Consider the following 16422-nt stretch of genomic DNA (forward strand, 5'->3'; position numbering starts at 1 on the left):
TGAAATAAAAAAACCCCTCAGCCGGGCGGCTCTTCGAGGGGTTTGCGCGTGACGGTTCGTTACCAGTGAAGGCTATGGAGCCACGCGCTTGGTAAGGACGACGGAGACACCTGCAGAGGCGCCGACGGTAACGAATGCGATCATGCGTTCAGTTTTCCCTCATAGTGAGACGCGTGTCAACGAGCCCGCGCCATGTCTCACTATCTGGACTTCGTTGTCCACTGATTGAACTCATCCCCAACTAGCTCGCAGTTACGGGCCGCTCTGACCGCTCAAAACGGCCTCAAGTGCGAGCTAGTTGGGCCCAGCGGCTTCTAGCCGCAGTAGGCGCCGGTGGAGGCGCTGTGGACGAGCTTGGCGTACTTGGCGAGCACACCCTTGGTGAACTTGGCCGGGAGCGGCTCCCAGCCGACCTTGCGGGCTTCGAGCTCCGCCTCGTCGACCAGGAGGTCGAAGCTGCGGGCGGCGATGTCCACGCGGATCCGGTCGCCGTCCTTGACGAAGGCGATGGGGCCGCCGTCGACGGCTTCCGGGGCAACGTGGCCGATGCAGAGGCCTGTAGTTCCGCCGGAGAAACGGCCGTCGGTCAGCAGCAGCACGTCCTTGCCCAGTCCCGCACCCTTGATTGCGCCGGTGATGGCCAGCATCTCGCGCATGCCCGGTCCGCCCTTGGGGCCTTCGTAGCGGATGACGACGACGTCGCCGGCCTTAATCTGGCCCTTGTCGAGCGCGTCCAGGGCGCCCTGCTCGCGTTCGAAGACGCGGGCGGTGCCCTCGAAGACGTCGGCGTCGAAGCCCGCGCTCTTCACGACAGCACCCTCGGGAGCCATCGTGCCGTGCAGGATCGTGATGCCGCCGGTCTTGTGGATCGGGTTGTTCATGGCACGAAGGATCTTGCCGTCCAGGTCCGGCGGGTTGATCGCCGCGAGGTTCTCCGCGACGGTCTTGCCGGTGACGGTGAGGCAGTCCCCGTGCAGCAGACCGGCGTCGAGCAGCGCCCGCATAATGACCGGAACGCCGCCGATCTTGTCGACGTCGGTCATGACGTAGCGGCCGAACGGCTTGAGGTCACCCAGATGCGGGATCTTGTCGCCAATGCGGTTGAAGTCATCCAGGGTCAGCTCAACCTCGGCCTCGCGGGCGATGGCGAGCAGGTGCAGCACGGCGTTGGTGGAACCGCCGAAGGCCATGGTCACGGCGATCGCGTTCTCGAACGCCTTCTTGGTCATGATGTCGCGGGCGGTGATGCCCTTGCGCAGGAGGTTGACCACCGCTTCACCCGACTTGCGGGCAAACTCGTCGCGGCGGCGGTCGGCCGAGGGCGGCGCGGCCGAGCCGGGCAGGGACATGCCCAGTGCTTCGCCGATGCAGGCCATCGTGTTGGCGGTGTACATGCCGCCACAGGCGCCTTCGCCGGGGCAAATGGCCTTTTCGATGCGGGTCAGGTCTTCGAGGCTCATCTTGCCCGCGGCGCAGGCGCCGACTGCTTCGAACGCGTCGATGAGGGTGACTTCCTTTTCGGAGCCGTCCTCAAGTTTGACCCAGCCCGGCATGATCGAGCCGGCATAGAGGAAGACGGCGGCAAGGTCCAGACGGGCGGCCGCCATGAGCATGCCGGGCAGTGACTTGTCGCAGCCGGCCAGCAGCACCGAGCCGTCGATGCGCTCGGCCTGCATGACCGTTTCCACGGAGTCGGCGATGACCTCGCGGGAAACCAGGGAGAAGTGCATGCCCTCGTGGCCCATGGAGATGCCGTCCGAGACGGAGATCGTGCCGAACTGCATGGGGAAACCGCCGCCGGCGTGCACGCCTTCCTTGGCGCCCTGGGCAAGCCGGTTCAGGGAGAGGTTGCAGGGAGTGATTTCATTCCAGGAGCTGGCCACACCAATCTGCGGCTTGGCGAAGTCGTCGTCCCCCATGCCGACCGCCCGGAACATCCCGCGCGCCGGGGCGGCGTGGATTCCGTCGGTAACGACCCGGCTGCGGGGCTTGATGTCCGGTTTGGTGTCTGTCGCTGTTTGGGTGTCCTCACTCATGGGTCAAAGTCTAGGGCTCTGCCGCGGGGCCCAACGACCCGGAATGGAGGATTAAGCGTAAAACCGGGAATGTTTCGACCAAATAGTGGACTTCCGTCTCACTGTATGGACACATGGGGGTCGGCGATCCAATTGAGGTGAGCGGCGTCACGAAGTTCCGGGGCTTGCGCAACGGCCTGCGCCTCCGCCCTGAGCAGCGTGAGCACCTGCTGGATGGTGGTCCGGGCCGCCACGTCGGGGCGGGCGAGGGCAACGATGCTGCGGCTGGCCTTGACCCCGGCCAGCGGGCGCAGCACGAAGCCGCGGCCCTGGTTTTTCAGGGCGGTGTAGCGCGGCAGCAGGCTCAGCCCGTGCCCGGCGCTGACCAGGGCCTCAAGGACCCTCAGGTCGGGGAACGTCTGGGCGCGAACCGCAGGGGAATCGGCCTGCACTTCGATCTGGCGGAGCACCGTGTCGAACGGGAACCCGTCGGGTACGCCCATCCACGGGAAACCGATGACGTCTTCCGCCCGCAGCGTCGACTTTCCCGCGAGCGCGTGGCCTTCGGGGACGGCGACGTCGAGGGGCTCGTCGAGTAGCGGCACGACAGTAAGTCCGAGCCGGGCAAAGACATCGGGCCCATCGACGCTGTGCGCCAGCACGATGTCGTAGTCGGACGTCAGGCCGGCGAATCCGGCCACGTTGGGGTCCTCGAAGTGGGCCTGGAAGCGGAGCCCGTCAATGGATTTGACGCGGTGCAGGAGACCGGGCAGGAACATCTCGGCGGCGCTCGGGAAGAACGCGGCTTTGACATGGGTCTGCCAGCCGCGCCGGTAAGTGTCGATGGTCGCTTCCGCGCGGGCCATGGCGGTGGAAACCTCGGCGGCGGCCCCTGCCATCGCGAGTCCGGCCTCCGTGAGGCGCACTCCGCGGCCCGACTTCTCGACCAGGACGACCCCCAGTTCCTCCTGCAGGGTCTTTAGCTGCTGCGAGACGGCTGAGGGCGTCACGTTCATGGCTTCCGCCGTGGCGCCCACGGTGCCGCGGTCGGCCAGCTCGCGGAGAATGCGCAGTCGCTTGAAATCCATGATGTGAGGCTACAGGGCGGCGACTTGGAGGGTGGACAGGCCCCTTGAGGCAGACGTACCGTCAAGCGACGGCAACCTTGCCTCATGGACAGAAAGGCTCTGCTATGGATTGGATTATCTGGCTCGTCGTCATCGTCGTGATTGTCGCGATCGTCTGGTGGCTGCTTAATCGCAACAGCTCCCGCCGCAGCTCCGGCTCAGCCGGCCCCGGGACCGCCGTCACACCCGATTCCGCCACTCCCCATCTGCACGACGTGGACAACGACGCCACGCACCGTGGCGCCCTTTCCGACGGCGGGTCTGGCCCGTCCGCGTCGGCCGCCGGCCTTGCCTCGACGCCCACGGCTGCCGGTTTCCACCAGGCCGAACCCGAAACCGAACCGGAACCGGCGCCCGACGCAGCGGCCGCCGCTGAACCTTCCACTGAAGCCGCGGCTGTGGCGGCCCCGGCCGGGGCTGGCCCCGAGTGGGAAACCCAGTGGTCCGAGACCCCGCCGGCCGAGCCGCATGCCGAACTCCATCAGCAGCCGGGCGCCAGCAGCCGTGGCGACCAGACGATGGGCGCTACCGCCGCCGGTGCGGCGACAGGAGCCCCGGTGCACCACCGGGAATACACCGAGCCCCACGCCCCCACGCTCCCCGGCGCCGAATCCGCCGCGGCTGAGACGGAGACAGAGGCTGGCGTGGACGCGCAGGACGAAGCAGGCCGGACTGCCGCGCCGGCTACACATCCGGCGCAGGCGCCGGCTGAAGCCACCACTGCCGAGGCCGAGACCCGGCAGACTGCCATGTCCGCGGCGGCGTCCGAAACGGCAGCGGGCCACACCGCCGAACCCGCCGGCCATCTCGCCGTCGACCAGCCGTATGGCGAGGGATCGGCAGCACCAGCGCCTGACGGCAGCGGCCCGGAGGGCTTCACGGTCAAGGGCAACGCCTCCTCGATGGTCTACCACGACGAGACCAGCCCCGCCTTCGAGTCAACCCGCGCCGAGGTCTGGTTCCTGTCCGCGGCGCACGCCGAGGCTGCAGGCTTCCGGCCGCCGCGGCGGACGCGGCAGTAGCCCGGTGAACGGGCTGCCTGGGCCCGGGGAACGGATCCCGGGGCGCCGTTGATGACGACCAAGTTGGGGCGGTGGGCGGGCCTTCCGGTCGCCGTCGCAATTCTATTAAGCGGCTGCACCCCGGGCGGCGGGGGCGGCAGCACCTCGCCCGCCCCCGAGCAGCCGACGGTTGCAGCGAAAATCGACGCCGAACTGCAGCTGCCGTGGTCCACGGTCTTCCTGCCCGACGGCACAGCCGTCATTTCCGAACGCGACAGCGCCCGACTCCGGAGCATCGAGCCCGGCTCAGGCAACGGGCGGGCCGGCACCATTGGGACGGTGCCCGACGTCGTACCCGGGGGCGAAGGCGGGCTGTTGGGGCTGGCACTGTCCCCGGACTACGCGAGGGACCGGCACCTCTACGCCTACTTCACCTCCGCGAATGACAACCGGATCGCGCGGCTGCGGCTCGAGGAGCGTGCCGGGAAACTGGAGCTGGGACCCTCGGAAGTCATCTTCACCGGAATCCCCAAGGCCTCCACCCACAACGGCGGCCGGATCCGGTTCGGACCGGACGGCCACCTGTACGTCGGCACCGGCGATTCGCAGCGCCGCGGACAGCCACAGGACGCCAACGCCCTCGGCGGCAAGATCCTGCGCCTCACACCGGAGGGACGCCCCGCTCCGGGGAATCCCTTCGGCGACAACCCGGTGTACAGCCTGGGCCACCGCAACGTCCAGGGGCTCGCCTGGGACAGCGCCGGCAGACTGTGGGCGAGTGAATTCGGGCCCGATGTCGACGACGAGCTGAACCTGATCGTCCCTGGCGGCAACTACGGCTGGCCGGAGGTGACCGGCGCCCCGCACCGCACCGGGTTCCTTGATGCGAAGGTGGTGTGGCCGTCCACGGCGGAGTCCTCCCCCAGCGGGCTCGAAATCGCCGGCGACACGGCCTACCTGGGCGCCCTTCGCGGACAGAGACTGTGGTCGGTTCCCCTGAACGGCGAATTCGCCGGTGATCCTGTGAGCTATTTCACGCGGACGTACGGGCGGATCAGAAACGTTTCGCTGGCTCCGGACGGGCGCCTGTGGGTGCTCAGCAACAACAGAAACCCTGATTTTGTGCTGGTTTTGCAACTGCCGGAGTAGCTCCCGCGCCGGCCGCCCGGCCCGATTTCACACTCCGCCCAAACTCGTGTAGAGTTTCATGTCGTTGCGGAGAACAACGCGGGAACAAAAAGACCGCGCTGAACGAAAACAACAGATGCACCTCTAGCTCAACTGGCAGAGCAATTGACTCTTAATCAATGGGTTCCGGGTTCGAGTCCCGGGGGGTGCACCAGCAAAGGAAACCCCGTCTTCACTGGCCGAAAGCCATGAAGGCGGGGTTTTGCTTTGCCCGGATTAGGCGCAAGGGGCTTTCTGTGGGTTATTGATTCCGACGTTCTTCCGCCCGCATGAGCAACCGAGGACGGGATTGGGCTGGGGGCCCGTTGGGCAAGGAGGTCCGGCAGGGGAAGGGATCAGACCGGCTTCTTGGCCAGGTCTTTCACCCATTCGGGGGTGACTTTGCCCAGCCTGCGGTCGGTAACCAGCCGGAGGCGGGCGGCCCGGATCTTGACGCGCTCCTCCGCACGGGAAGGAACGGCCTGGACGCGCTGCGTCCCGGCCTGCGGGTACTTGTTCTGCGAAACGGTGCTCACTGGTCGACCTCCTCTGCTGCCTCGTCTGTTTCTTCATTGTCCGGCACAGCGGCACGTGAGTCCAGCACCGCCTCCTCTTCCTCGAGCGGCTCCTGCCACGCTTCCTCAACGATCTTCAGCTCTTCCCTGGTCGCCAATCTGCTCGCAGCGAGGACCTCCAGAACGGCCAGGCCCATGGCCTGCCGGTCCGGATCCGAGTCGAAAGAGGCGTCCAGACCCCATTGCGCGCGACGCCACCACTCGGCCCGGTTATCCGCGCGGCGCTTTTGCCACAGGGCGGCCGCGGCGATCAGGCCGGCAACGACGGCGGCGATCAGCGGGGCGAACGCCGCCCACACCTGCCAGGCCTCGGGCGGGGCGGATTGGAGAATGATGGTCGCCGGAGACGGCGAAGGAGTCGGTGCCACGGGGCCATTCTAGGCGCGGACACCGACGGGCCCGTTCACGCTGCCGCGGGCAGTCGCTGGTACTCCTGGGGCGTCAGGGCGAGGCCGTCGAGGGCTTCACGTTCATGCCGGTTGCCGAGGGCCGCGGTCAGCTCCATCATTTCGTCGCGCGGGGCGTCGCGCGGGCGAGGACCGCTTCTGTCATCAAGGGTGCCTGCTAGGTTTCCCGCGGCGCCGGAGGTGTCAGTCCGGCGAAAGGTTCGAGCCGCTCCGTGAACTCATCCCGGTCCGCGTCACGCAGGAGCCCGTTCGCGCCATAGCTGAGGCTGACCGTGTCCAGCTGCCAGCCAGACCCGGAAGGTGGGGCAAGGCGTTCCTTGAAACGGCCTGTTGCGTCCTTGGAGAGGTCCTGGAAGGTGAAGGACAGCCACTGGCCAGCGGGCCCCTGTGCCATCCCGGACACGATCACCTGAGTCTCCGGCGTCAGTCCGCCAAGGTCACTCATGCGCTGCTCATCAGTCCACCGGTCGAGCGTGTCGATGACGGGCGCCGAGTACCCGTACCTGGCGATGACCGTCCCGACGATTTCCAACGCACGCTGTTTGTCCGCCCAGTCCCGGGGCACGCTGGTGCTTTGCGAGGGAAGCGCATTCACGACAGTCAAAAGGGATTCACCTCCGAAGTAATTCTGGATCCGGTGGACAAATGGGTCGAAATCGTCCCGCCCTTCCGTTGGCGGCGCCCATTCCAGCCCAAGCTCCGCCGTTAGGGCAGCCCGGACCTCGGCGATCATGTCTTGCCCCGCGGCATGCGCCTCCTCGGGGGTGGGACCGTGCAGAATTTCCTGGGGGTTGACTCCTGCGACGCCCGGATACTCACGCCAGTACACAGTGCGCTCCCTTCCATCGGCGTCCGTGACCACAGTGACGCGGCCAACGGCCTGGCTGATCATGAAGTCCCCAACTGCGACGGCAGGAATCGCGATCAAGGCACCCACAATGACGAAAATCGCGACGGTCCTCTGCCTCCGGCCGGACCATGTTCTGGAGTTCCTGTTCATCTACTCCCCCAAGCTGCTCTTACCCAGAGGCTACAACGCCGCCGAAGGACCGGACAGCAACGTCAAGTCCAAGGAGACCTTAAGGCTTCCAGGTACTGCGCGGCTGCGGATCCTTTGTCGACAACGCCTTCTGACCGCTCACTGGCCACACCGCCAGGCCACCGGCGAGCACGGCAGCCAAGCCAAGCGGCCATGGAAAGAGTGGTTCCCATGCGAATGCCGGAATCATGGCCGGTAGCGCGGACACCAGCCCCACGCCCGCCCGCTGGGGCAGTCGCCCGCTGCGGAGGGCCTCCACGCCGAGCATGAACACTCCAATGAGAGCAGTGAACAAGCCTGCCAGCAGAACCAGCCACGCAGCCGTCCGGGCATTATCCGGATCATATGGGAGGTCCGAGAAGATCCGGAATTCAGCGAAGTTCCCGGCCATCATCGCGATAAACCCGATTACGACTATCGTGGCGCCGGCCTTGCCCAGCAGGGTGGCGCCGAATCGGTAGCGGGCAGTGAGTCCCAGAAAGCCACAGGCCATGAGTGCGAATGTGAATATCCATAGCTGCGCCGCTGCTTCGTACCTTTCATATTGGGCCGTGCCGGGAGAACCCCACGCGGGCATAAAGGAAGCGATGGCAATCCATGCGACCCCTCCAACAATTCCGAGTACACCCGGCACTGCATAACGCGGTTTCATCCGTCCCACTCTCGCGCGTCATCCCCAGCACGTATGGCGAAATAGTAGTCCTGGAACGTATATTCCGGGGCTTTCTCAGTGCTTGCTGTCAGGCGTGCGACCAGGTTTTCGAACCGGTAGCGGGTGTCGCCGACGACGACCTTGTCGATGACCGTGATGACGGCGGATCCTGCGACGTTCATTGCCTCGTTGCATGGGTCCCGGCGAGCCGGTGGCTTCAACTGGCCATCGGGAACGTACGATCCTGGCGGACGCATAATCCGCCCGGCTATGAAGGGACACATGAACATCAGCAAGAGACTGGGCGCATCACTGCTGACCGCGGCACTGGTCCTGGGACCGATCGCCGCAGCTACCGCCAGTCCGGCAGAGGCAGCCACCCAGGCCGCGCCCTCCACACTGAGTCTCTTCAAGGCGAGCAACCGGAAGACCATCATCGAGACCTTCGACGGCATCAACGCCTTCCGCGCGTCCAAGGGCCTGAAGCCCCTGAAGTTCAACGTCGCCGTCGCCTCCATCTCCCAGAAGTGGAGCAACCGGATGGCTGCGAGCAGGGAGTTCACCCACAACAGCGATTACGTTTCCGGTGCCCCGGCCGGATGGGATGCCGCGTCGGAAAATATCGCCTGGTACACCTGGGCGCCCAGCGGCCAGCGGTTCGTCGACATGTGGATCGACTCGCCTGCCCACAACGCGCAGATGTCCCGTCCCGGTGATGACTACATGGGCATCGGCATCAGCTCCCGGAACGGGGCAACTTACGCGACCGCCAACCATTTCAGCTACCGTGACGGGATCATCCCGGCCGGCTCCTACAACCACCCCCGCGACTATTTCAATGGCCGTCCGGCCCTCAGCGGTGCCGCCACCGTCACCGCCCCGGCCCCGGCATTCCACTGGACCACGGGCCGGTACACCATCCCCGCCCGGGCCGGGGTGACCTACTCCGTGGAAGGAAAGATGCTGAAAGCAGGGACGCACAAGGCCCGTAACCGGAAGGTCGTCATCACCGCCAAAGCGGTCCCCGGCTACAAACTGTCCGGCCCTTCGAGCTGGAGCGGCGATTTCCGCAGGACGGCGGCTCCGGTGAGGCCGGCCATGAGCAGCAAGTCCAACCGCTACACGATCCCGAAGCAGGCCGGCGTGACTTTCCTGGTGAACGGCAAGGCCGTCAAAGCCGGAACGTACAGGGCGCCCAACGCCAAGACGCTGAAGTTCACCGCAGAGACCGCCTCGCCCACCTATCGGCTCACGGGCACAGCAGCCTGGTCCTACCGCTTCTGATCCTCACACTGTGTCTGCAGCCTGCGTGGGTGCCTCTCAGGCCCTCAGCGTCTTGGACCACGGGGCGGCGTGCTGCCGGTAGAGTCGGCTCCAATCATCCGAATGGGAGTGGGGAACCGATGAGGCTTGAGGGATGGCACGTGATGGTGCTCCTGTCGATGCTGGTGATGGCCGCCGTCGTCGTCGTGGTCGTAACGTTCATCGTCCGCTGGACACTGCGTTGGACCCGGAGGAAGAACGGCGGCGGCGGCTAGGACCCGCACTCGGGCAGACCCGTGCGTTCAGGATTTACGCCGGACTGCAACGGCCAGCTGGAAGTGGATGGGCAGCGCCAGCTGCACCGGTGATGCCCCGACGGGCTCGTCGAGCAGCTCGTTGATCGAGGTCTGCCCTTCCAGCTGCACAGTCGGGTTGGTGTCCATCCCTCGAGCCTATGCGCAGACTGCGCCCGGTCCGCTGAGGGACACGGATCTGGCGGGAACGGAGGGTGAAGAGTCCAAGACAAGTCTTGCGTTGGCTGGAAGCGCGGCCTAGTTGGCCTCGACCGGCAAGCTGGGTTCCGCTGTGGTGACAATCGTCTTTACGTCGGCCGAGGAAATCCTGGTTGCCAGTTCCGTGACGACTGCCTGGAGTTCCTGGCGCAGGACATCGGGATCGATGGAGGCGGCGGCGAGCACGGACCGTTCCATGTCCGCGGCTTCAGCAACGGCCTCGCGGCCCCGGTCGGTCAGGGATACGACGTGGCTGCGCCGGTCGGAGGCGCTCCGCTGGCGGGAAATATGGCCGTGTGCTTCCAGCCGGCTTAGGGTCTTTCCCATCGTCTGCGCCTGGACGCGCACCAATTGGGCAAGTTGAGCCTGGGTCATGGGTCCGTTGACGGAGAGCACTTCCATGGCGATGACCCCGGCATGGGTCAGGCCAATGGCCCCCAATTTTTCGTTCCAGGAGTGTTCAACAAGGCGTGCTGCCGTGGACAATAGGCGCCCAGTGGGCCAGCGATCCATATCAGGCATACCAAAGAGTATAGCGAGCGAACGATTCGGCGCCGCCACCAACGCTCATTAGGCTGGTATCTCGCCACCTGGGGACCACGCGCTGTCCACCCGGTGTCCAACCCCGAGAAGGAGCACAACGTGCCTGAACGACTCATCCCCGGTGATACGGCGCCGGCTTTCACGCTGAAGAATGCGGAAGGGCAGGACGTCTCCCTCGGGGACTTCCGCGGCCGCAGCACCGTCGTCTACTTCTACCCGGCCGCTTCCACCCCGGGGTGCACAAAGCAGGCCTGCGATTTCCGGGATTCCCTGGCGTCGCTGCAGCAGGCCGGCTACGAGGTAGTGGGCATTTCCCCCGACACCGTGGACAAGCTCGCGAAGTTCGCAGCCGCGGAGGGACTCACCTTCCCCCTGCTGTCAGACCCCGACCACACGGTAGCCGAGGCCTACGGGGCCTGGGGCGAGAAGAAGAACTACGGCAAGACGTACGAAGGCCTGATCCGGTCCACGGTGGTCGTCGACCCCAACGGCCAGGTTCTCGTCGGCCAATACAACGTCCGGGCCACCGGGCATGTCGCAAAGCTCCGCCGGGACCTTAGAATCGACGCCTAGACGCACTCGTTCAGTCGCCCGGGTGCCCCTCAGCATCAATCCGTGGCAGCCCCATTCACCGCGGTGCAGTTCCCGAGCGCCGCGCTCACCCGCTGTAGGTGATGCGTGCCAGGATTCTGCGGGCATACGTTCACTGAAGGTCCAGGTCACTCCGACGTCACGGGATGGAGTACTGTGCTTGAACTCGTTGCGGAGTTGGTGCCACAGGCTGTTGGCATGGCGGCCAGTCCTCTTCCGCTGATCGCGGCGCTACTGACGATCCTTTCCCCGAATGGCCGGGGCAGGAGCATTGGCTTTGCCGTGGGCCGGGTTTTCGCGGTCCTGGTGACGGTGGTTGCGGTCGCCGGTTTGTCCGAACTCGCCACCCAGGGGTCAGGCGGTACCCGCGCGGGCGCAGTCCTCAGGCTCGTGCTTGGCCTCGTGTTCGTCCTCCTGGCACTCTCCAAGCTCCGTTCGCGGCCGAGAGACGACGCCGAAGCGAAGACCCCCGCATGGATGCTGGCCCTGGACGGGATGTCGCCGGCAAAGGCCCTGCGGACGGGATTCCTGGTGACCGCAATCAATCCGAAGGAACTGATCTTCGGCATAGCGGCCGGCGTCGTGATCGGCAGCGCCACGCTCCCATTCGGCATGGTTGCCGCGGCCCTGTTCATCTATACGGGAATCGCGACGATCACCGTCGTGGTGCCGGTTGTGGCGTATCTACTCATCGGCGCTCCGGTGCGCCGAGTGCTGGAACCGGTCCGGACATGGTTGGTTCGCTACTACAACATCATCATCGCGGCCGTGCTCGCCATCATTGGCGCAGTCATGATCGGCAAAGGCCTCGTGGGCTTCTAGGTGTTCCGTCAGCCTGGGCTGCGAAATGTACAATGGAGCCTGGCATCCGCTGTCGACGGTCTTGGCACCTGACAGGCGACGACGCCGCGCGCGAGTGGTGGAATTGGCAGACACGCAGGATTTAGGTTCCTGTGCCTTCGGGCGTGGGGGTTCAAGTCCCCCCTTGCGCACACGAGAGAGCCCCGGTCTTCGGACCGGGGCTCTCTCGTTTTTACTCTGAAAGCTGCGCACGAATTGCTCAGAATCATGCGCACAAAAAAGAATTTTCATCCTGCACCCATCCGTTTCCCCGGACCCCGCGAATACCCATTGAGACACCAACCAAGGGTCGGTGCCCAACAAGTCGGAACAGGGCCAAAGCGGCAACAGTTCGCCGCTGGCAACGATCGGCACAACAAAGGAGAAACCGAAATGCAGACCATCAAGCGCACGACTCTTTCCGTTGCAGGAATCGCCGCTGCAGCCATGCTCAGCCTCACTGCCTGTGGCGGAGCAGCCACCACGGCACCTGCCTCCTCGGCTCCGGCCGCCACGCCGATGGAATCAAGCATGGCACCGTCACCGTCCACCAGCTCGGCAGCAGCCATGGATCCGGCCGCCAACCTCGTCGGGGCCGGCTGCGCAGGCTACGCCGCACAGGTCCCCAGCGGCGCCGGCTCGGTCTCCGGAATGGCCCTTGACCCGGTAGCGGTCGCGGCCTCCAACAACCCGATCCTCACCACCTTGACCGCCGCAGTGTCCGGCAAGCTCAACCCCAAGGTCGACCTGGTGGACACCCTGAACGGCAGCGAGTTCACGGTCTTCGCTCCGACGGATGACGCCTTCGCCAAGATCGACGCCGCCACGATCGAAACGCTGAAGACGGACGATGCCCTGCTCAGCAAGATCCTGACCTACCACGTTGTTCCGGGCAAGATCAGCCCGGACGAGATCGTCGGCACGCACGCCACGGTCCAGGGTGGTTCCGTGACGGTCACCGGCACCAAGGACGCCCTCAAGGTCGACGACGCCAACGTCGTCTGCGGCGGCGTCATGACCGCCAACGCCACTGTCTACATGGTGGACTCCGTCCTGATGCCCAAGTAGACAGCACTGAACGCTCCTGCTGCGGTTCCAGCCTGACTCACTGGACCAACTAGGAGAAAGGAAGGCCCGCACCGATGGTGCGGGCCTTCGTTTTTGTTCCTCTGGTATGCCACGTGGGCAGCGCCTGCGTTGGGCTCGGGCAGGGCCTCCGCCCGGCCCTGCATGGCTCACAGTGACCGTCCGGGCCGGTCAACTAGAATGGCCCTGTTCCGCAGCCGGCGGTCCATCCAGTACCCCGAGGTGATACCCGAGTGCCCAAAAGTACAGTGTCCAGCCGTACCGCACGCCCCAGCGATGCCGGTCCAGCACTGGCCCACGGAGCGCGGACCCGTGCTATGCGCCGCATCGCAGCCGGTCTTGGTGCTGCGCTCCTGGTGCTGCCGCTCGCCGCCTGCACCGGCACCCCCGGACCGGGGCCCGCCTCCGCCAGCTCCACTGATGCCGCTGCCAGCCCCACGAACGCCGCCCCCAGCGCCGTGTTCACCTTCGGCACGGCCTCGCAGCCGCTTGGCCTGGACCCGGCCCTCGTTTCCGACATCGAGTCCTACCGGATCACCCGCCAGGTCCTGGAGGGACTCGTCGGTGTGGACCAGACCACCGGAGAGCCCACGCCGCTGCTGGCCACCGAGTGGGCGTCCAGCAGCGACGGCAGGGCCTATACGTTCAAGCTCCGGGAGCAGGTGACCTTCCAGGACGGAACCGCCTTCGACGCCGCGGCCGTCTGCAGCAATTTCAACCGCTGGTTCAACTTCCCCGACATGCTGCGACAGCAGGCGCCGGGGACGACGTTTAAGGGCGTCTTCAAGGCCCACGCCGATCAGGCATCGCTCTCCATTTACAAGGGCTGCACCGCCGTGGCCCCGGACAACGTGACAATCGAGCTGACCCAGCCCTTCACCGGGTTCCTGCAGGCCCTCACGCTCCCCGCCTTCGCCATCTCCTCGCCCCAGGCCCTCGCGGCCCAAAACGCCGACCAGCTGAACCAGAGCCGCGAAGGCCAGCCAGTCTCCGCCTACGGGCTCCACCCCGTGGGAACCGGCCCGTACGTCTTCAGCAGCTGGGACCCGGACAGCATCACGCTCGCCAGCAACAAGGACTACTGGGGGGACAAGGGCCAGATCGGCACCATTAACTTCGTCACCTACGACCACACGCAGACCCGGATGCAGGCCTTGCTCGACGGCAAGATCGATGCCTACGACGCCGTGACCGTTGGCAACTTCGACCAGCTCGTGAAGCGCGGCCAGCAGATCATCCAGCGCGATCCCTTCTCCGTCATGTACCTGGGCATGAACCAGGAGGTGCCGATCCTGCAGAACCTTAAGGTCCGCCAGGCCATCGAAATGGCCCTGGACAAGGACACGCTGATCCGCCGGTTCTTCATTGACAACACCGCCCAGGCGACGCAATTCGTCCCACCCAAGCTCAGCGGCTTCAACAACAACGCCCCGTCCCTGGGCTACAACCCGGCAAAGGCCAAGGAGCTGCTCACCGAGGCCGGCTACCAGGGCGAGGAACTGAAGTTCTACTACCCCCTGAACGTCACGCGGCCATACCTCCCGACGCCGGAAAAGGTCTACGCGGAAATCAGCAAGCAGCTGACCGCCGTCGGACTCAACATCAAGCCTGTGCCGGTCGAATGGTCCGACGGCTACCTCCAGAAGGTCACCTCCCCCGGCGACCACGCCCTCCATCTGCTCGGCTGGAACGGCTCCTACTCCGACGCCGACAACTTCGTCGGACCGCTCTTCGGCGAGAACACCGGCGAGTTCGGCTACCAGGACCCGCAGGTCTTTTCCAAGATTGCCCGGGCGCGCGGGCTGCCGGACGGCAAGGAGCGGACGGAGCAGTACCAGACCATCAACGCGCAGATCGCCGCCACTGTCCCCGCCGTGCCGATCGCCTTCCCGATCTCGGCCCTGGCCCTGTCGGACCGTGTGCTGAAGTACCCGGCGTCGCCCGTTCTGAATGAAGTTTTCACGAAGGTGGAGCTAAAGCCTTGACGGACGGAGCCAATTTCAGTATGTGGCGGGTCCGGGGATATTCTGTGACAGCCAGACCCGCTGCTATCGGAGACTGATTGTGACTTTCATTTCCAAGACCCAACATGCCGACGTCGTCCTGATTGGCGGCGGCATCATGAGCGCCACGCTCGGTGCTTTCCTGAAGCAGCTTGAGCCGAACTGGACGATTTCCTTGTTCGAGAAGCTCGACGAGCCGGGTCTGGAGAGCTCCGGCCCCTGGAACAACGCCGGCACCGGGCACGCCGCGCTGTGTGAGCTCAACTACTCCCCCGCAGCCAAAGACGGCTCCGTGGACCCCGCCAAGGCAATCCTCATCAACGAGCAGTTCCAGCTGTCCCGCCAGTTCTGGTCCCACCTCGTCACGAACGGCATGATCGGCTCCCCCAAGGGATTCATCAACACCGTTCCGCACATGAGCTTCGTCATCGGCGAGGACAACACCAAGTTCCTGCGCACCCGCTACGAGGCGCTGAAGCCTAACCCCCTGTTCCGTTCGATGGAATACTCCGAGGACCACGCCCGGATCGCCAAATGGGCCCCGCTGATCGTCAAGGGCCGCGACCCGAAGCAGCGGATCGCCGCCACCCGCGCCGCGGAAGGGACCGACGTCGACTTCGGTGCCCTCACCCGGGAGCTGACCACCTACCTCGGGAACAACGGCGTGGAGGTCAACTACGGCCACGATGTCTCGGGCATTAAGCGTGCGTCCGACGGCGGCTGGGACCTCTCGCTCAAGCACCCCAAGTCCGGCGAGCACGGCTCCATCCACGCGAAGTTCGTCTTTGTCGGCGCCGGCGGCGGGGCCCTGCACCTGCTGCAGGCCTCCGGGATTCCGGAAAGCAAGGGCTACGGCGGTTTCCCGGTCTCCGGCCAGTTCTTCCGCTGCACCGACGAGACGCTCGCGGGCCAGCACAGCGCCAAGGTCTACGGCCAGGCCTCCGTTGGCGCCCCGCCCATGTCCGTCCCCCACCTGGACACCCGCTTCGTCAACGGCAAGCGCTCCCTGCTGTTCGGCCCGTACGCCGGCTTCTCCACGAACTTCCTGAAGAACGGCTCCTACCTGGACCTGCCGCGATCCATCCGGCCCTCCAACATCATCCCGATGCTGGCCGTGGGCAAGGACAACATGGACCTGACCGCCTACCTGATTAAGGAAGTCGCGAAGCGGCACGGCGCCAAGGTCGAGGCCCTGCGCGAGTACTACCCCGCCGCGCAGGACGGCGACTGGGAACTCATCACCGCCGGACAGCGTGTACAGATCATCAAGAAGGACCCGAAGAAGGGCGGCGTGCTGCAGTTCGGCACCGAAGTCATCGCTGGCCGCGACGGAACCATCGGCGCCCTGCTCGGCGCGTCCCCCGGCGCGTCCACGGCGGTGCCGATCATGATCGAACTGCTCCAGAAGTCCTTCCCGAAGCAGTTCAAGGGCTGGCAGCCCAGGTTCAAGGAGATGATGCCCGGCTATGGCGTCAAGCTCAACGAGAACCCGGACCTCGCCGCCCGGCTCGAAGCCGACACGGCTAAGGCACTGCAGCTCGAACCGGTCAACGCCGCGCGCAACTGACGCCCGCTCCGGGTTGCGGCCGGTTTGACCCCTT

General features: G+C 65.6%; 18 protein-coding genes and 2 tRNA genes. 11 read left to right on the forward strand and 9 right to left on the reverse strand.

The window, feature by feature from the left end; translation table 11 throughout:
- Positions 1-314: 314 nt before the first annotated feature.
- Together ilvD and ABIC21_RS08720 are read right to left on the reverse strand one after the other, a co-directional pair.
- Positions 315-2036 carry a dihydroxy-acid dehydratase gene (gene ilvD, locus ABIC21_RS08715; RefSeq protein ID WP_354350007.1) on the reverse strand — a complete coding sequence of 574 codons (1722 nt, stop codon included), beginning with the start codon at positions 2034-2036 and terminating at the stop codon, positions 315-317.
- Positions 2037-2134: 98 nt separating this feature from the next.
- On the reverse strand, positions 2135-3103 hold the full coding sequence (locus tag ABIC21_RS08720) for a LysR family transcriptional regulator (protein ID WP_354350008.1): 969 nt from the start codon (positions 3101-3103) through the stop codon (positions 2135-2137).
- A gap of 104 nt (positions 3104-3207) precedes the next feature.
- On the opposite strand from ABIC21_RS08720, the gene ABIC21_RS08725 reads away from it, so the two are divergent.
- From ABIC21_RS08725 to ABIC21_RS08735, 3 genes are all read left to right on the forward strand, one after another.
- Positions 3208-4164, forward strand: coding sequence for a sunset domain-containing protein (locus ABIC21_RS08725; protein ID WP_354350009.1), 957 nt, complete (start codon positions 3208-3210; stop codon positions 4162-4164).
- Positions 4165-4215: 51 nt separating this feature from the next.
- On the forward strand, positions 4216-5292 hold the full coding sequence (locus ABIC21_RS08730; RefSeq protein WP_354350010.1) for a PQQ-dependent sugar dehydrogenase: 1077 nt from the start codon (positions 4216-4218) through the stop codon (positions 5290-5292).
- Positions 5293-5409: 117 nt separating this feature from the next.
- A tRNA-Lys gene (locus ABIC21_RS08735) sits at positions 5410-5485 on the forward strand.
- Between the two features lie 181 nt (positions 5486-5666).
- Here ABIC21_RS08735 and ABIC21_RS08740 read toward each other — a convergent pair.
- From ABIC21_RS08740 to ABIC21_RS08760, 5 genes are all read right to left on the reverse strand, one after another.
- Positions 5667-5846 carry a hypothetical protein gene (locus ABIC21_RS08740; RefSeq protein ID WP_354350011.1) on the reverse strand — a complete coding sequence of 60 codons (180 nt, stop codon included), beginning with the start codon at positions 5844-5846 and terminating at the stop codon, positions 5667-5669.
- Positions 5843-6253 carry a hypothetical protein gene (locus tag ABIC21_RS08745; protein ID WP_354350012.1) on the reverse strand — a complete coding sequence of 137 codons (411 nt, stop codon included), beginning with the start codon at positions 6251-6253 and terminating at the stop codon, positions 5843-5845. Before ABIC21_RS08745 ends, ABIC21_RS08740 begins: the two co-directional genes overlap by 4 nt.
- A gap of 196 nt (positions 6254-6449) precedes the next feature.
- The gene (locus ABIC21_RS08750; RefSeq protein WP_354350013.1) at positions 6450-7184 is read right to left on the reverse strand and encodes a hypothetical protein; all 735 of its coding nucleotides are present in this window, start codon (positions 7182-7184) and stop codon (positions 6450-6452) included.
- A gap of 187 nt (positions 7185-7371) precedes the next feature.
- Positions 7372-7983: a hypothetical protein gene (locus ABIC21_RS08755; RefSeq protein ID WP_354350014.1), complete on the reverse strand. Its 612-nt coding sequence runs from the start codon at positions 7981-7983 to the stop codon at positions 7372-7374.
- On the reverse strand, positions 7980-8165 hold the full coding sequence (locus ABIC21_RS08760; protein ID WP_354350015.1) for a hypothetical protein: 186 nt from the start codon (positions 8163-8165) through the stop codon (positions 7980-7982). Before ABIC21_RS08760 ends, ABIC21_RS08755 begins: the two co-directional genes overlap by 4 nt.
- Before the next feature lie 100 nt (positions 8166-8265).
- Here ABIC21_RS08760 and ABIC21_RS08765 point away from each other — a divergent pair, with 100 nt between their 5' ends.
- Together ABIC21_RS08765 and ABIC21_RS08770 are read left to right on the forward strand one after the other, a co-directional pair.
- Positions 8266-9267 carry a CAP domain-containing protein gene (locus ABIC21_RS08765; protein ID WP_354350016.1) on the forward strand — a complete coding sequence of 334 codons (1002 nt, stop codon included), beginning with the start codon at positions 8266-8268 and terminating at the stop codon, positions 9265-9267.
- Positions 9268-9386: 119 nt separating this feature from the next.
- Positions 9387-9521, forward strand: a complete 135-nt coding sequence (locus ABIC21_RS08770) for a hypothetical protein (protein ID WP_354350017.1) — start codon at positions 9387-9389, stop codon at positions 9519-9521.
- Between the two features lie 27 nt (positions 9522-9548).
- Here ABIC21_RS08770 and ABIC21_RS08775 read toward each other — a convergent pair whose 3' ends face one another.
- Positions 9549-9689 (reverse strand): hypothetical protein, encoded by a 141-nt coding sequence (locus tag ABIC21_RS08775; RefSeq protein ID WP_354350018.1) that lies wholly within the window; start codon positions 9687-9689, stop codon positions 9549-9551.
- A 108-nt stretch (positions 9690-9797) separates the two neighbouring features.
- The gene (locus tag ABIC21_RS08780) at positions 9798-10271 is read right to left on the reverse strand and encodes a MarR family winged helix-turn-helix transcriptional regulator (RefSeq protein WP_354350163.1); all 474 of its coding nucleotides are present in this window, start codon (positions 10269-10271) and stop codon (positions 9798-9800) included.
- Positions 10272-10400: 129 nt separating this feature from the next.
- Here ABIC21_RS08780 and bcp point away from each other — a divergent pair, with 129 nt between their 5' ends.
- The 6 genes from bcp (at position 10401) to ABIC21_RS08810 (ending at position 16388) form a co-directional block, all read left to right on the forward strand.
- Positions 10401-10874, forward strand: coding sequence for a thioredoxin-dependent thiol peroxidase (gene bcp, locus ABIC21_RS08785; protein ID WP_354350019.1), 474 nt, complete (start codon positions 10401-10403; stop codon positions 10872-10874).
- 198 nt (positions 10875-11072) lie between these two features.
- Positions 11073-11714 (forward strand): GAP family protein, encoded by a 642-nt coding sequence (locus ABIC21_RS08790; RefSeq protein ID WP_354350164.1) that lies wholly within the window; start codon positions 11073-11075, stop codon positions 11712-11714.
- Positions 11715-11802: 88 nt separating this feature from the next.
- Positions 11803-11884 (forward strand) — tRNA-Leu (locus tag ABIC21_RS08795).
- Positions 11885-12125: 241 nt separating this feature from the next.
- Positions 12126-12800: a fasciclin domain-containing protein gene (locus ABIC21_RS08800; protein ID WP_354350020.1), complete on the forward strand. Its 675-nt coding sequence runs from the start codon at positions 12126-12128 to the stop codon at positions 12798-12800.
- 335 nt (positions 12801-13135) lie between these two features.
- Complete coding sequence (locus ABIC21_RS08805) at positions 13136-14803, forward strand: ABC transporter substrate-binding protein (protein WP_354350021.1); 1668 nt, start codon at positions 13136-13138, stop codon at positions 14801-14803.
- A 79-nt stretch (positions 14804-14882) separates the two neighbouring features.
- Positions 14883-16388: a malate:quinone oxidoreductase gene (locus tag ABIC21_RS08810; RefSeq protein WP_354350022.1), complete on the forward strand. Its 1506-nt coding sequence runs from the start codon at positions 14883-14885 to the stop codon at positions 16386-16388.
- Positions 16389-16422 lie beyond the last annotated feature (34 nt).

Origin of the sequence: Pseudarthrobacter sp. PvP090, assembly GCF_040547365.1 — a bacterium.
Lineage (GTDB): Bacteria > Actinomycetota > Actinomycetes > Actinomycetales > Micrococcaceae > Arthrobacter.

What these genes read in the sequence shown, in the direction of transcription:
- ilvD (WP_354350007.1), bottom strand. Translation starts at nt 2,036, where the DNA reads ATGAGTGAGGACACCCAAACAGCGACAGACACCAAACCGGACATCAAG.
- ABIC21_RS08720 (WP_354350008.1), bottom strand. Translation starts at nt 3,103, where the DNA reads ATGGATTTCAAGCGACTGCGCATTCTCCGCGAGCTGGCCGACCGCGGC.
- ABIC21_RS08725 (WP_354350009.1), top strand. Translation starts at nt 3,208, where the DNA reads ATGGATTGGATTATCTGGCTCGTCGTCATCGTCGTGATTGTCGCGATC.
- ABIC21_RS08730 (WP_354350010.1), top strand. Translation starts at nt 4,216, where the DNA reads ATGACGACCAAGTTGGGGCGGTGGGCGGGCCTTCCGGTCGCCGTCGCA.
- ABIC21_RS08750 (WP_354350013.1), bottom strand. Translation starts at nt 7,184, where the DNA reads ATGATCAGCCAGGCCGTTGGCCGCGTCACTGTGGTCACGGACGCCGAT.
- ABIC21_RS08755 (WP_354350014.1), bottom strand. Translation starts at nt 7,983, where the DNA reads ATGAAACCGCGTTATGCAGTGCCGGGTGTACTCGGAATTGTTGGAGGG.
- ABIC21_RS08760 (WP_354350015.1), bottom strand. Translation starts at nt 8,165, where the DNA reads ATGAACGTCGCAGGATCCGCCGTCATCACGGTCATCGACAAGGTCGTC.
- ABIC21_RS08765 (WP_354350016.1), top strand. Translation starts at nt 8,266, where the DNA reads ATGAACATCAGCAAGAGACTGGGCGCATCACTGCTGACCGCGGCACTG.
- ABIC21_RS08770 (WP_354350017.1), top strand. Translation starts at nt 9,387, where the DNA reads ATGAGGCTTGAGGGATGGCACGTGATGGTGCTCCTGTCGATGCTGGTG.
- ABIC21_RS08775 (WP_354350018.1), bottom strand. Translation starts at nt 9,689, where the DNA reads ATGGACACCAACCCGACTGTGCAGCTGGAAGGGCAGACCTCGATCAAC.
- ABIC21_RS08780 (WP_354350163.1), bottom strand. Translation starts at nt 10,271, where the DNA reads ATGGATCGCTGGCCCACTGGGCGCCTATTGTCCACGGCAGCACGCCTT.
- ABIC21_RS08800 (WP_354350020.1), top strand. Translation starts at nt 12,126, where the DNA reads ATGCAGACCATCAAGCGCACGACTCTTTCCGTTGCAGGAATCGCCGCT.
- ABIC21_RS08805 (WP_354350021.1), top strand. Translation starts at nt 13,136, where the DNA reads ATGCGCCGCATCGCAGCCGGTCTTGGTGCTGCGCTCCTGGTGCTGCCG.